Source organism: Paenibacillus sp. MSJ-34 (genome assembly GCF_018918005.1).
GTDB lineage: Bacteria > Bacillota > Bacilli > Paenibacillales > Paenibacillaceae > MSJ-34.
The window spans coordinates 1-13,958 of sequence record NZ_JAHLPR010000053.1; the positions used below are offsets into that span (position 1 = coordinate 1).

Here is a 13,958-nt window from a genome sequence, read left to right on the forward strand (position 1 = left end):
TTCATGAAAATCACCCAATTCATTAGAAATAAAAAAAGCCTTCTCGGCGATTATTGGGGTGATTTTGAAAAGTCAAGAGGAATGTTTGTTCGCACCCCATGTTTGGGGGTGAAACAATAGAAGACCCTAGCTAGGAAGCTAGAGTCTGCAACGGAATGTGAATTCCGAGAAGCTTATGATATATGGGGAGGGGAATATTTGACGCAATGGAATACCCCCGTTTGGGAGCACTCCCTGGAGAGAGGATTTCGCATGCTGCGGCTTGCGATAGACACCCATCTCATTACAAGCCATTACGCGCTTCCTTTATTCATCCGGAACGAAGGCGGGCTGGTCGTCGAAATGACGGACGGTACGGCGGAATATAACGACTCGAACTACCGGTTATCCATGTTCTACGATCTGGCCAAATCATCTGCCATTCGGATGGCGAAATCGCTGGCTCATGAGCTGCTTCCGTATCGCTGTACCGCCGTGGCGTTGACCCCGGGCTGGATGCGCTCCGAGATTATGCTGGAGCACTTTGGCGTCACCGAAGCCAATTGGAGCGACGCCATTGCCAAGGAACCCCATTTTGCGATTTCGGAAACGACGCGTTATGTGGGACGCGCCGTGGCGTCTCTGGCGGCAGACCCTCATGTTTCACGGTGGAACGGCCAGTCGCTGTCTAGCGGAGGGCTTGCCAATGTATACGGCTTTGACGATCTGGACGGCTCCCGTCCGGATTGCTGGAGGTATCTCGTCGAAGTGCGAGATGCCGGCAAGCCGGCAGACGTTACCGGGTACCGTTAACGCTGGGGCGATGGGCGGCAGTTATGGGGCTCCGGTATTTCCCTATCGAAACAGGAAATGAGGGATGGAATCGCCGGTCGAGCAAACATCGAACAGACGCGTCGGAAAGCGAAACGGGCCTCATCCGCCGGAATTTTCCGGCATATTGATTGATGCAAGCGTCAATTTCCATAGTACCGCAGCGGCTGACGACCCGTCGGGCCATCGGGCGGGCTAACGAAACGCATACACGCTAATAGCCTGTAAATGACTCTTGTCGCTGGCGTAACGAAACTGGAACACGCTAATGACGGGAAATCGGCGATAAAACGGCCGATTTCCAATGAATAGCGATACGTACTTTCGTTAGTATGGGAAGGTCCTCATTTTGAGCCCAATAAGGATTACCAGTTTCGCTAACGCCCAAACAAGAGCGCCGCCGCGCGAAATCGCCTTCGAAATGTAGGGAGGCACCACTTTTATGCGCAATCGAGCAATAGCCGTATGGTCGGCAGTGGGCGGTGTAGGGTTGTCGCTCGGATTGCTGTTAGGCGGGGTGTTAGTAATAAGCCAGTTTCGGTAACGGTGGCGAATTTTGAAATTGACTCCTATTGCAGATTTCTCAATGAAAGGTCCCTCATTGCCTGCCACGCAGGATCATGCGAAAAACCCTTGCAGTATAGACCGCAAGGGTTCATTCGCATTTTACTAACTAATTTGTCAATCCCAAGGCGCGCAACGTTCTCATCACGGTAACCGCCGCTTGAGCTTTCGTAATATTCGACCGGGGATCGAGCTTCGTGTCGGAAACGCCGAGTACGATTTGCTGCTCGACCATCAATGCCAGCGAAGCTGCAGCATAAGAAGAGATTGCCGACCGATCCTCAAAACGATCCAGCGCTGCCGGATTGGCATCATTGGCTTTGCCCGCATAACTCATCGCATTCGCCAGCATGACCGCCATTTCTTGCCGCGTTACCAATCCGTTCGGATCGAACGTAGTTTCGGTTCTTCCCTTGATTAATCCGATCTTCTTCGCGGCCTCAATATCCCTCGCATACTCGGATTGAGCGTCTACATCCGTAAACGTCGAATCTGTCTCATCCGGGATGATGCCCAGCGCTCTCACGATCATGGAAGCGACTTCGGCGCGCGTACTGCTGCGTTTAACCCCGAATTCGCTCGCGCTGTCTCCGGATACGATCAACTTCGCCACAGCGCCCTCGACATCCTTGCGCGCCCATTCCATCGTGACGTCTTGGAAGTTGAAGCCGGATTCGGCAATAATATAAATACCGTTGCCCTTATGCTTCAAGTCGACCGGTACCGTGCCGTCCGAATTTTTGCCGAATAGAGTAGGCACGGAACGGAAATCGTTCATACCCGGAAGATAGATCGCTCCGGTCGTCCGGTTTCTGTTCAAACCTTTCGCATTCATTGTGAAGACACGGCTCAAATCGTATTTTCCAAAATTGCTTATTTCCGTCGTTGTCTGGTCCGGATACAATTGCTCGATCTTGAATTCGAGCGGCGGCACGAGCAGCTTTAATCCTTTCTTTTTCGCCAGTTCGTAGATGAGATCGATGATGCTTTGACGTGGGGAACCGATCGTAATTTTAATATCCGTCGAACGTGGAATCGCATGAACCGGAATCGTATACTCCACGCCGTTCGCGATAACGGTCAAGGCCGCTTGTTCGCCTTTTTCCGCGATGGCTGCAAGAATCTCCTTCGTTACGATGACTTCCACTTGGCCGGCTTCATCGCTTACGACCACTCGGAACGTCGTCGCCTTCGATCCGTCAATCGTCTTCAACGCCGCTTCCGTCGGCAAAGTGACGATCAATTTGTCGCCGTCTTTCGTGATTTTCGTTTCTAATTGATCTTTTGCCGGATCGGCCGGTGACGGTTCCTTTGCAGGCGGCGTTGTTGTCGATCCTCCCGACGACCATCCTCCCGACGATCCTCCGCCGGATGACGGCGGCGATATTGTCGCGGTTTTCACCTCATTGCTGGCAAGAGAAACTCGCCGAATATCGTCTCCATCCCGATCGACGGCCAACACATAAATGTTGTAGTTCGTACTCGGCGTAAGAGAACTTATCGTGTATTCCGTTCCGTTCGTTGTACCTGCCAATTGTTTATTCACGTATACTTCATAACCGGTAGCTCCTTCCGACGCGTTCCATTTCAGTTGAATGGAATTGGCGTTTCTGGAGGCTGCCGAAACTTGTTGCGGAGCGGCTAATGCCTCTGCATTCACCTTGCCGTCAATCGGCAAATCGCGAACCAATCGCGTAGACAGCGTTTTATTGCGGTCGCCGCTGCTATCCCAGCTCATCACTCCGGCAATATCCAGCGACTTCACAAGAGAGGCGGCATAGGTCATGGACGATTTGTCGTTATAGGTAATAAAGATTTTCTTCTCGTCGTTGTAGAGATAAGCTACCTTAGCCGCTTCGTTCCAGTATCGGACATACCCATTCTTATTTACGTAATTATTTTCCAAGTGCCAAAAATCGAAAATTCCGGCTTCCCATGAGCCCGGTGGAGTAGGTCCGGTGCAAGTCTGATATTGTCCGTCCGCCGGACAACCTTGCCAACCCTTTCCATAGAACGGAACGCCCAGCACTAATTTATGTTTAGGCACGCCTCCGTTCAAGTGGCCTAATGCTCCGCCTTCTACATTCGTTCTCGACGCTGTTTCTAAAGGATGGTTCTTGTCATAGTATAACGGCGCATTATGGTGGGCGAGGTTCTCCCAGCTTCCGCTGTAATCGTACGCCATAATGTTGATAAAATCCAAGTATTTCACGGAATTCGCCAAATCGGCATTGACGACGAAATTATCGCCTTGACCCGATGCGATCGTTTGCAGATAATATTTGCCGTCCTCCGAACCGGCCGCATCTAGAGCTTCTCGGACGGTTTTCGCCATTAGCGTAAAGTTTTCCTTGTCCGCTGGACTTCTAGAGTTGTCGTCCTCGCCGCCTTCAACCGGGTACTCCCAGTCGATATCGACACCGTCAAGATCGTATGTGCGCAAAAATTTTACGACGGAATTAGCGAACGTCCGACGGGTAATTTCGGTCGCAGCCATGTTCGAGAAGTGGTTGGACCAAGACCAGCCGCCAACGGAGATCATGATCTTCAAATGAGGATTCTGTTGTTTTATTTCCGCAAAAGTTTTGAAATAATCCAAATCGACTTCCGGATCGCCAATGATCATTTCCCCGTCATAGACGTAATCTTTTTGCAAAGGAATACTTTCGTTCTGACATTCCTTGGCATCAGAACCGTTCTTCTTCCAACACAAATCGGCAAAAGCGTAATTAATATGGGTTATCTGAGAGACGTCGAGATCCGAAGGTTTAAAATTTCGCGCCTCCTCGTTGCCGGCCCAAGACATATAATACGTAACAATGTTATAATTGCTGCCCGGAACGACTTTCACTTCCTCGCTTGGCTTCGATTCCCAAAGGGTGTTCTTAGCGACTACCTTATAGGAATAGGATTGACCTTCGGTAAGTCCGGTTGCCAAATATTGATTCGAATCGCTGCTAGCTATCAAATCGCCGTCCCGATAAATATCGTAACCCGTGGCTCCAGGCACAGGGGCCCAGCCGAATGTCGCCGCCGATCTTGTTGCCGTTACAACTTGCAAATCTTGCGGCGATGCCAATTCGCCCCAAGTGATTGATACTGCATTGCTCTTGGCAGAAGTCAGAGGATCCCCATCAACTTCCTTTTGCGCTCCGACTTCAAAGGTATACGATTTGCCTATTTCTAGTCCCCCAGCAGGAGCGTAAGTAACCGAGGTAGCTGAATTCCCCAATGTACCGTCAGCCCGTTCGCCATCCACATAGAAATCGTAACCCGTCGCCTCGGGGCTTGCTCCCCAATGAAATGTAATCGAGTCTTTCGTTACATCGCTCACTTTCAAATAGCTTGGCGCCTGTAACGGTGCATCCTCGTATTGGGTAGTATCTTCCAATGTCGTGAATGTCACCACATTGCTTTTTTGTTCCGGGGTGAGATCAGGTGCCTGGATTCCATCCGGCCCAACATAATAGGAGTATGTTGTTTCGGGCTTTAAACCTCCCACGGTTTGAGCCCCATCATTTGCCCAGAGAACATATCTATCATTTATATCCCAAATCCAGTAATGCTTTATTCCCGGGGCAGGATCCCATTCCAAAGAGACAGAGTTATGCGTTACTTCCACTACTCTTAGATTTTTCGGACCTGCCTTGGGAGGCTCCGGCCCACCGCTTCCATCATCTTCATCCGTTGTAACTACGATTGTGCTTTTAGGGGAGTCTATAACGTTTACCCCTACGCTAATCGTATATTCCGTACTTGGCTTTAGATTTTTTATTTCGAATGGATCGTCTCCTGAAGCCCAACCCCCGGGAGTGACCCAATATCCCGTATCGTACGGATCAACCCCTTCGACAGGGTCCCAATGAATCGTTATTGAGTTATGCGTTTTGGAGATTAGACGTAAATTTTCGGGGGCGGCTAATTCTGCAGTTTGAGCAGACGGATCGGTTTCCGCCGGCTGTTCAGTGATATCAATTTCCGATACTTGATCGGAGACTTCTGTTTCCGATGTATATCCGGAGACATTCGTCTCTTCCGCGTATAATGCAGGGGCGGCCAATAAAGTGCCAAATGCTAAAACAAAACTTAGAAACATGACCGACATTCTTTTAAACAATTTCCTTCGAATTAATGAACGCACCTTTGTCACCTCTTTTAATCTAATTTTCGAACGCTGATGCTTCTCGACACGAAAGATTCTTGATTGCCTCATATGTAAGGCTTTGAGGTTAAGGTAAAACAAGGATGTAAACGATTACTAAATTGTGCAGACGACAACTTCGCGATTCAAAATGATGTCGTTCCTTTCGCTTTCTGCCCCCCATACCCCCTCTATACATTGATAAAAAAGAAATGTAGCTATATTCATCATGAAATAAAGAGGCCCCGATGGGAAGGGAGACATTTCCACAATGATGGGATAAAATCTAATAATTGGTTGATTTTACTCAAGATTCATCCTGGATATAGCGGCAACCGGGAGCACTGGGGAAGGAGCAGGATTTATACGGAGAATCGTAGAATTTAACTACGTTTACATCATAATTCAGGAGGAAATGGCATGGAAACTTTACAATTTCAAGTCGAGATTGCATCCAGTAAGGAACTCGTGTGGCTGGCATGGACGCAAACGGAACGAATCGTGCAATGGTTCGCACCCGGCGCACAGATCGAGGCCCGCGTCGGCGGTTCTTTCGAGCTGTATTTTGACCCCGCAAACCGGGACCAAATGAGTACCAAAGGATGCAAAATAACGCTGCTTGAACCGATGGATCGTCTTGGCTTTACATGGAAAGGGCCGGACGATTTGGCCCAGATCATGAACAAAGAGGGGTCGCTCACTACCGTTCTTGTCACTTTCGCGGAAAATAACGGATTCACCAAAGTCGTTGTCGAGCATGCGGGATGGGGGGAAGGCGGCGGATGGGAGAAAGCGATCGCTTGGCATCGCATGGCATGGAATCAAGTATTGGGAAGTTTGAAGTCTGCGCTAGAATCCGGCACGGGGGAGTTATGCTGCGCTCCTAACAAGTGACCTCGTTCCCGTCGATAATAAGATAGACGCTTCACGCCATAGCGCGATTCAAGAGGCGATACATTGATAAAGGCGGGAGATTATTGAAAAAATTGATTTGCTCATTATTCATGGCCGCATTACTTCTCGGTCCGACCGTTGGCGTTGCCAACGCCGAATCCCGAGGAAGCGGTCGTACGTTCACCGACGTATCAGGACATTGGGCCGAAGCTCAAATCGATAAGGCGATCGCCTCCGGTTTCGTGACCGGTTATTCGGACGGTACGTTCAAGCCCGACGCCCCCGTTACCGGCGAACAATTTATCGCGATGATGGTACGCGCACTCCAATTGCCGGTCGACCCGCAGAAGGAGGGGGAATCTTGGTTCGCACCCGTCCTGGCCGCAGCCGTTAAACACCGGCTTTATGACAATGATTTTCACAAAGGATGGTCCGAACCGCTTACCCGCGCCGAAATGGCTGTAACGTTGGAGAGAGCTACCCGCCAACAAAGCTACGATCATGATATGGCCAAGAAGAAGTCTGGGATTGAACCGTTGAAACCATCGTATAAGGAATTTGATGACGATTACGCCTTTCTGGCCTCTTTGGAGGATTTTGATGTCCGAATCGATGATTTCAACCGTCCGGAACAGCTTGTCGCAGACTTGCGGGAATGGTATCGCGGGAAGCAAAACGATTTCGAAGCGGAAAATGAATCGGAAGGCAGAACCTATTGCAGTCCCGAAGCCGAGGAATGGTATATCAAAGAATACGACTGCCTGAATCGGGGCGAACAATCGATATATCAACCGTTTAAACGGTTTAGCGATTTTGCCGCCCGAATTGCCGCACAGCCCAATCATGTAAGAGCTCAATTGGATCGGCTATATTCCGATATGGAACCGAAGCAAATGCTGTTCGAAGCGGTGCGGCGCGGACTGATGACCGGGACGGGCCCGGGACAATTATCCGCCGATTCGACGACGACCCGCGCTCAAGCGGTTGCCGTGATCGAACGCGTGCTGGATTACAATGCCGGCAAAGATTTGCCCGTTGACCGGTATGCGCTCGCAGCGGCGGAAATCGCATGGCATCGCACGAATCTATTTACGACCGCTGCCGATATTTTCAATCGCCCTGAGAATAACGCGAACACAGGGATGAACTCTTGGACATTGGATAAATTGATGCTCGAAACGCCGGACGGTCATTATCAAGCTCAAGTAGATCGGTTGATCGTCGTCGATATGGCCGATCCGAAGGATCCGAATCGCAAATATTTGCCGCCACTTCAAAACCTGCATTGGACATACCGGCTCAAAAAATCGGATTTGGAATATGAGACCATCTCGAACAATATCGACGCCGTTAGCGACAACTATATCATCCTGCTGCAATCGAGCGACCTGAAAAACACGAAGCCCGATAAATACCGTTGGGGAATCTCGTTGAATATATCAGGATTCGCCTCGATGAGGGAGTGGATCCGGGAAACGGACGGCAACACTTACATAGAAACCGATTTTACGAAACGATTAGACAGGGTGGACAGCCCTCAACTTCTCCATTACAAGGGGAGCAATACAGGGAAGCGGCTTGACGCCTTCATTATTCCAAAAAAAGATTTTGCCGTAAGAGATCATTCGGTACATCTATCTGTTTCCGTCATTTTGCCCGCCGGGTCGGGCGATCGCGTCACCAGCAGCAATATCGTCCGATCAACGATCATCCAATAACCGCATATTCTTCAACTCGCAACGTATGGCGACCGAGTTCACGGCCGCCTTTTTCATACCCGGTTCGACGGACGGCAAATCTAGCTTTTTCGGCATGAAGAATTGTCTTTGAACAACTGGCCGGCCTTGTCCTCATTGCTTTACGACGGATGGGTGCTGCGCTTTGCGGACGGTTATACGAAACGCGCCAATTCGATCAGTCCGCTATATCGCTCGACCCTGGATTTGCATCGTAAAATCGAAGAATGCGAACAACTCTATTCGAGTCAACATTTGCGCCCCACATATAAAATGACACCTTTTATCCAGCCCGATAATTTGGACCGGAGTTTAGAGGAGAAGGGCTATGCATGCATCGATATGACCAGCGTTCAGACATTAACGTTAACTAGCCTAAAGAAACCTGATCCGCATTCCGTCACCATTGAGGAGAATGTTACCGTTCGGTGGGTGGAACAGTTTGGCAGAGCCAATCATGTCGAACATAAAAATAAGGAGATCATGCGGCGAATGTTATCCAACATTAGAACGAAAAAAGGATTTATCACGCTCTATGATCAAGAACAACCAGTCGCGTTCGGCCTTGGCGTGATTGAAAGAGAGCATATCGGATTATACGATATCGTTACGGATCCCGCTTATCGGAATCAAGGGTTCGGCGAGCAAGTAATCTTGCATTTGTTGCAATGGGGAAAAGAAAACGGGGCGAAGCACAGTTATTTAGCGGTTGTCGCGAATAACGCCCCAGCGCTAAGGTTGTATTCCAAAGTCGGATACTCCGAAATATATAAGTATTGGTATCGGGTAAAAGAATAGGGCCATGCCTTATTGAATTTTATCATGCCCATATTCGCTGTATGGTTGGAGCGGCATCGTCGGCGAAGGAAAGGCGGTACACATCGGGATTGGACATGGCTTCCCACTCTTCGAACCCAATCCGGTTGTCGAAATGCTTGAGAAGAAGCGAGATCAGGTTGCCATGCGAAACGATGACAGCGTTGTTGCATCCGCGTTGCAACACTTCCGCTACGACGCTCACGGCGCGAATCATCGCCGAGTTGCCCGATTCTCCGCCCTCATAGCACAGTTCCAAATCATCGTATGTCCTGCGGAGCATATCGCGCCATTCGGGATGGTCGTTCCCCGATAAGACTCTCTCAACCAATCTCTCGTCCATTACAATGTCTATGCCGAGTTGATCGGCTAACGGCGCAATCGTGCGATATGCCCTTTCATAAGGACTGGATACGATGTAATCGATACGATGGATTGCGAGAAATTCGGCAAGACGATTCGCTTGCTCAATTCCGGTCTCCGTTAACGGCGCTTCAGGAGCTTGCCCCTCGGCCTTGGCATGGCGAACGACATAGATATTTTTCATGGGTGGTTCTACCTCCTCACCAATAGCTGCAATCTTATTACGCTACAAATTTTTCTTGGAATAAATGCGAACGGATACTCGCATCGATATTCCTCCAATGACTAGGCCGAGGACAATAAGGAACAAATCTTGAACGAACGGCGTAAAAGGAAGCGAAAATCGAAATCCCGTTCCTTCATGCTGCAGCACCTTCATCACGGCAGGCAGTACGAACGGCATGAGAAAGATGAGAAAAAAGAAAATATATTTTAATTTCTCGTAATCGAAACGGTATTGAACCGGGATCAGAACCCCGAAAATAACGGCATTTATGAAAAACGCCCAACCGAAGGCGGACAGGTCAAGCAGATCGATGCCGAGCGGAGGGATCAAAGCCGTAAGGGTGTAAAGGACATAGCATCCGGTAAAAACGGTCAAGACAAATAAATATTTGGCCCTTACAATATATTTTCTCGTGTAAGGAGTTGCGCATAGGAGCGCCGAGCCTCTATATTTATATTCCATCATTAAAACGGTACTGAACAGCAAATATACAATGTAGAGCGTGCTAAGGAAAAAAGGCAGAAATCCGCCGGCAATAAAGTCGATTCTCGAATGAAGAAAGAGCGGCAGAACGACGGCGGCAATCAGCATGACGATCCAATATTTTTTGGTCAGCAGAAAATCCTTTTTGACAAGATGAAATAGCATCGGCTTTACCTCCTAATATAGCCTAACATCACATCTTCGATGGTCGGCCTTTCGATAAGCGCATTCTTCATGTGCTGACGGACGGCCGCTTTATCATTCGTTAACCCGGAAAAACCGTACCCGGTTTCATTCAACGTTACAAACAATCCTCTCGTACGTTCGTTCAATTCCTTCGTATCCCCTTTCACATAGCCATGCATGTCTAACAGGGCATCTTTTTCTTCGCTGAATACGATTCGACCGTTATCGATTAGAATGATTCCGTCGGCCACCTTGTCCAAGTCGGAAGTGATGTGGGAGGATAGAAACACGCTTTTCCCGTCTTCATTGACATACTCAAGCAAAATATCCATTAACTCCAATCTGACTTGAGGATCCAAACCGCTTGTCGGCTCGTCCATAATCAACAAATCCGCATGATGGGACATGGCCAAAGCAATCGCATACTTCATGCGCATCCCTTTGGATAGCGTGCCTATTGGTTGGTGTAACGGCAGCCCGAAACGTTCGATATGGCGGCGAAAGACGGCGTCATCCCAGTCGGAATAGGCCGGCGCGATCACGCTCTTCATTTCCAGCAAAGTCAGCTCGTCGTAAAAATACCCTTCGTCAAGCACAATGCCGATACGGTTTTTGAATTCCCGTTCATTGCTGAGAATATCCTTCCCGCGAAATGCAATGTCCCCCGCATCCTTCGCGATGAGCCCTAGAATCAGTTTGATTGTTGTCGTTTTTCCTGCCCCGTTGACGCCGATAAAACCTGTAATGCAGCCTTCGGTTAAGAAAAAGCTAACATCCTGCAATCTGAAAGAGCCCAGGCTTTTGCTTAATCCTTTGACCTCTAAAATCGGTTTCACTCCTCCTCATCCTCCTCAAACAATAAATCCATCATGGCGTACAACTCGCTTTTGCTAATGCCTAGCGAACGGGCGGTTTTCCAGGCTTCGACAAGTTTCTCTTCGACCATACGCCGTTTGGACTCCAGCAGCAGTTCGAAATTCCCCTGGGCTACGAAAGATCCTTTGCCCGCTTTGGTTGTAATAAACCCTTCCGCTTCCAACTCGTCATATACCCTTCGGGTTGTAAGCACGCTCACTTTCAGATCGTTTGCCAGCGCGCGTATGGAAGGAAGCATTTCACCTTCTTGTAATTCGCCATGGATAATCGCATCTTTGATTTGATCTTTGATTTGCTGATATAACGGCGGATCGGACACATTGGAAATAATGATTTTCATGTAACCTCCGTGGATCGACAACTGTGTATCAATTACATACACAGTATAAACATCAATAACAATTATGTCAATGCGAGAAAGCCCTATTGGAAGGATTTCTCTGATGCCAGGAGAATTAATAGAAAACGATCGAGAGTTCCGATTCGAATTCACTTCATTCCTGAGGAGATGGCGATGGATATACGACAAATTCACCGGATCAGGCAAGCATTCCCTTGCTTCGGCGACGTTGCTTCGGATGGATGGAAGGCTGCGGAGATTATCGCGGTCACGCCCGAGACGCCTCACACGATTCGCGAAGGCCATCGGCTGCGGCATGCTATGTTTATCCTTAACGGCTCGATCCGCATCTACAAGATCAGCCCGGAAGGCAGAGAAATTACGCTATACCGCGTCGGAAGCAGCGAATGCTGCGTGCTGATGATGGCCAGCATTCTGGGCGAAACCGAATACGAAGCGTCGGCTGCCGTTGAAACCGACACCGAGGTGCTGCTCGTTCCGGCAACGGACTTCCGGAACTGGATGGACGCTTATCTGCCGGTACGCCAATTCATTTACAAGCAATTCGTAGCGCGTATGACGAATGTAACGCTGCTGCTTGAAAAGATTGCGTTCCAGTCCATCCCCTGCCGGCTTGCGGAATATTTGCTTACCGAAGCGGCGCGGCGCGAATCCGACTCGCTGCGCATGACGCATGAGCAATTGGCTGTCGAACTGGGAACGGCAAGGGAGGTTGTTTCCCGCACGTTGAAAGATTTTGCGGTCAAAGGGGCTCTCGCCGCGAAAAGGGGGCGAATCGACCTGTTGGACAAAACGTTATTGCGAGGCTTTACAGGGAAAGAACGATGATCCCGCTGTCTTCTTCGGTGACTAGCGTTGCATCGAATGTTATCGTGTTTCAAGCCAATGGCAGCAAAGGGACGATAGGTTAACGGATTATGAAGGCCTTACTTTGCCCCAAAACGCTGTTTGGGCAGAGTTAACGGATTTTGAGGGCCCTATTTCGTCGCAACTTCACAAAACAAACTATTTCCGGGCTGACCGCGGCATGTTAACGGTTCGAAAATCCGCTAATTCCGAAAAATCGACTAAAATTTGAAAAATAAGACCTCCGAAATCCGTTATATTTATCGACACCATCCCAGCTAGCAAAATTCAAAGCAACGCTAATGGTTCTTCGGTGACTTTGTCACGGAATTTCCCGCTCGCTTCCCTTACAATGCAGATATCTTAAACGATATGGGAGGGAATCAAGCATGTCTATCAACCGTTCTTATTACCATCCGTCAGATCTAAAGCGAATTCCGGATTTGATCAAGCTTGCGCCGCAAACGGCCGCTTCTTACTTCGCCTTCGTTTCAATCCACGCATCCGCGAGGGATGCGACTGGATTCGATAATTATTCCACTTATCGGGTGGAAATTTCAATCCACGCATCCGCGAGGGATGCGACCGAATGTTCAGCTTCGCATGCTCCCAAACACTAAAATTTCAATCCACGCATCCGCGAGGGATGCGACGGTACAGGAAGCTACCGAGTATCTCACTTGACGAAATATTTCAATCCACGCATCCGCGAGGGATGCGACTACTATCCCGATCCGATGGTAGGCGGTTACGTGACATTTCAATCCACGCATCCGCGAGGGATGCGACATCCGAACACCGTACTGTAGTAAATCGCATTGCTATTTCAATCCACGCATCCGCGAGGGATGCGACCAATACGAAGCCCGCTTATATGGTTTGGCGGTAAAGATTTCAATCCACGCATCCGCGAGGGATGCGACGTAAGGATATATTCGGAGTGGCCGGGAACATCATCATTTCAATCCACGCATCCGCGAGGGATGCGACTACGAGCGGATTTGGGGCGGATGTAGGATTGGCATTTCAATCCACGCATCCGCGAGGGATGCGACCAGGATACGGATTTTATAAAGCAGCTTTATCCCATTTCAATCCACGCATCCGCGAGGGATGCGACGTTGATTTAGGAAATAACCTAGCGACAACCGAGAGCATTTCAATCCACGCATCCGCGAGGGATGCGACTTTCCTTCCATCTCGGTAATCATGTCAGATATCATTTCAATCCACGCATCCGCGAGGGATGCGACGCGCGAACGTGCCTCGACTTCTCGTCGCGGTACCGATTTCAATCCACGCATCCGCGAGGGATGCGACTTATGACATCAAACACTTCATTCCAGCTTTCCTCTGATTTCAATCCACGCATCCGCGAGGGATGCGACCAGCAGCCGAGCCTACTATATTTGCAGACGGCTGATTTCAATCCACGCATCCGCGAGGGATGCGACCAGCAGCCGAGCCTACTATATTTGCAGACGGCTGATTTCAATCCACGCATCCGCGAGGGATGCGACGCAACTGTTCCGGTGTGCTCTCTTTAACCGGCCTTATTTCAATCCACGCATCCGCGAGGGATGCGACGCATAACCGGGGATATAGCGGCCATCGACGGTTAGATTTCAATCCACGCATCCGCGAGGGATGCGACTT

The 13,958-nt window shown here is 49.4% G+C and carries 10 protein-coding genes, 2 pseudogenes and 1 CRISPR repeat array (1 of these 13 running past the window's edge); of the genes and pseudogenes, 6 read left to right on the top strand and 6 right to left on the bottom strand.

Features of this window, described 5'->3' with window-relative positions; translation table 11 throughout:
* Nucleotides 1–177: 177 nt before the first annotated feature.
* A pseudogene (locus KQI79_RS22735) lies at nucleotides 178–792 on the top strand (SDR family oxidoreductase); the annotation flags it as partial.
* Between the two features lie 64 nt (nucleotides 793–856).
* The gene (locus KQI79_RS22740) at nucleotides 857–1,009 is read left to right on the top strand and encodes a hypothetical protein (RefSeq protein ID WP_216540603.1); all 153 of its coding nucleotides are present in this window, start codon (nucleotides 857–859) and stop codon (nucleotides 1,007–1,009) included.
* 474 nt (nucleotides 1,010–1,483) lie between these two features.
* Here the strand turns inward: KQI79_RS22740 and KQI79_RS22745 are convergent, their stop codons facing one another.
* Nucleotides 1,484–4,876: a glycosyl hydrolase family 18 protein gene (locus tag KQI79_RS22745; protein ID WP_367398232.1), complete on the bottom strand. Its 3,393-nt coding sequence runs from the start codon at nucleotides 4,874–4,876 to the stop codon at nucleotides 1,484–1,486.
* A 231-nt stretch (nucleotides 4,877–5,107) separates the two neighbouring features.
* Nucleotides 5,108–5,587, bottom strand: a pseudogene (locus tag KQI79_RS28500) (fibronectin type III domain-containing protein); the annotation flags it as partial.
* Nucleotides 5,588–5,935: 348 nt separating this feature from the next.
* Here KQI79_RS28500 and KQI79_RS22750 point away from each other — a divergent pair.
* From KQI79_RS22750 to KQI79_RS22760, 3 genes are all read left to right on the top strand, one after another.
* Nucleotides 5,936–6,409 carry an SRPBCC family protein gene (locus KQI79_RS22750; protein ID WP_216540604.1) on the top strand — a complete coding sequence of 158 codons (474 nt, stop codon included), beginning with the start codon at nucleotides 5,936–5,938 and terminating at the stop codon, nucleotides 6,407–6,409.
* 83 nt (nucleotides 6,410–6,492) lie between these two features.
* Nucleotides 6,493–8,127 carry an S-layer homology domain-containing protein gene (locus KQI79_RS22755; RefSeq protein ID WP_216540605.1) on the top strand — a complete coding sequence of 545 codons (1,635 nt, stop codon included), beginning with the start codon at nucleotides 6,493–6,495 and terminating at the stop codon, nucleotides 8,125–8,127.
* Nucleotides 8,128–8,235: 108 nt separating this feature from the next.
* A complete protein-coding gene (locus KQI79_RS22760; RefSeq protein WP_253298348.1) occupies nucleotides 8,236–8,943 on the top strand; it encodes a GNAT family N-acetyltransferase in 708 nt (235 codons plus the stop codon).
* Nucleotides 8,944–8,965: 22 nt separating this feature from the next.
* Here the strand turns inward: KQI79_RS22760 and KQI79_RS22765 are convergent, their stop codons facing one another.
* Genes KQI79_RS22765 through KQI79_RS22780 form a run of 4 tightly spaced genes read right to left on the bottom strand, consistent with a single transcriptional unit; the run spans nucleotide 8,966 to nucleotide 11,435 of the window.
* Nucleotides 8,966–9,508: a histidine phosphatase family protein gene (locus KQI79_RS22765; protein ID WP_216540607.1), complete on the bottom strand. Its 543-nt coding sequence runs from the start codon at nucleotides 9,506–9,508 to the stop codon at nucleotides 8,966–8,968.
* Between the two features lie 42 nt (nucleotides 9,509–9,550).
* Nucleotides 9,551–10,198, bottom strand: a complete 648-nt coding sequence (locus KQI79_RS22770) for an ABC-2 transporter permease (protein WP_216540608.1) — start codon at nucleotides 10,196–10,198, stop codon at nucleotides 9,551–9,553.
* A gap of 5 nt (nucleotides 10,199–10,203) precedes the next feature.
* Entirely contained in the window at nucleotides 10,204–11,055 is an 852-nt protein-coding gene (locus KQI79_RS22775) for an ABC transporter ATP-binding protein (RefSeq protein WP_216540609.1), read from the bottom strand.
* Nucleotides 11,052–11,435 (bottom strand): GntR family transcriptional regulator, encoded by a 384-nt coding sequence (locus tag KQI79_RS22780; protein WP_216540610.1) that lies wholly within the window; start codon nucleotides 11,433–11,435, stop codon nucleotides 11,052–11,054. Before KQI79_RS22780 ends, KQI79_RS22775 begins: the two co-directional genes overlap by 4 nt.
* A 174-nt stretch (nucleotides 11,436–11,609) precedes the next feature.
* Here KQI79_RS22780 and KQI79_RS22785 point away from each other — a divergent pair, with 174 nt between their 5' ends.
* On the top strand, nucleotides 11,610–12,284 hold the full coding sequence (locus KQI79_RS22785; RefSeq protein ID WP_216540611.1) for a Crp/Fnr family transcriptional regulator: 675 nt from the start codon (nucleotides 11,610–11,612) through the stop codon (nucleotides 12,282–12,284).
* 506 nt (nucleotides 12,285–12,790) lie between these two features.
* A CRISPR array of direct repeats spans nucleotides 12,791–13,958; the repeat unit is 32 nt; unit sequence ATTTCAATCCACGCATCCGCGAGGGATGCGAC; it runs 389 nt beyond the window's last position.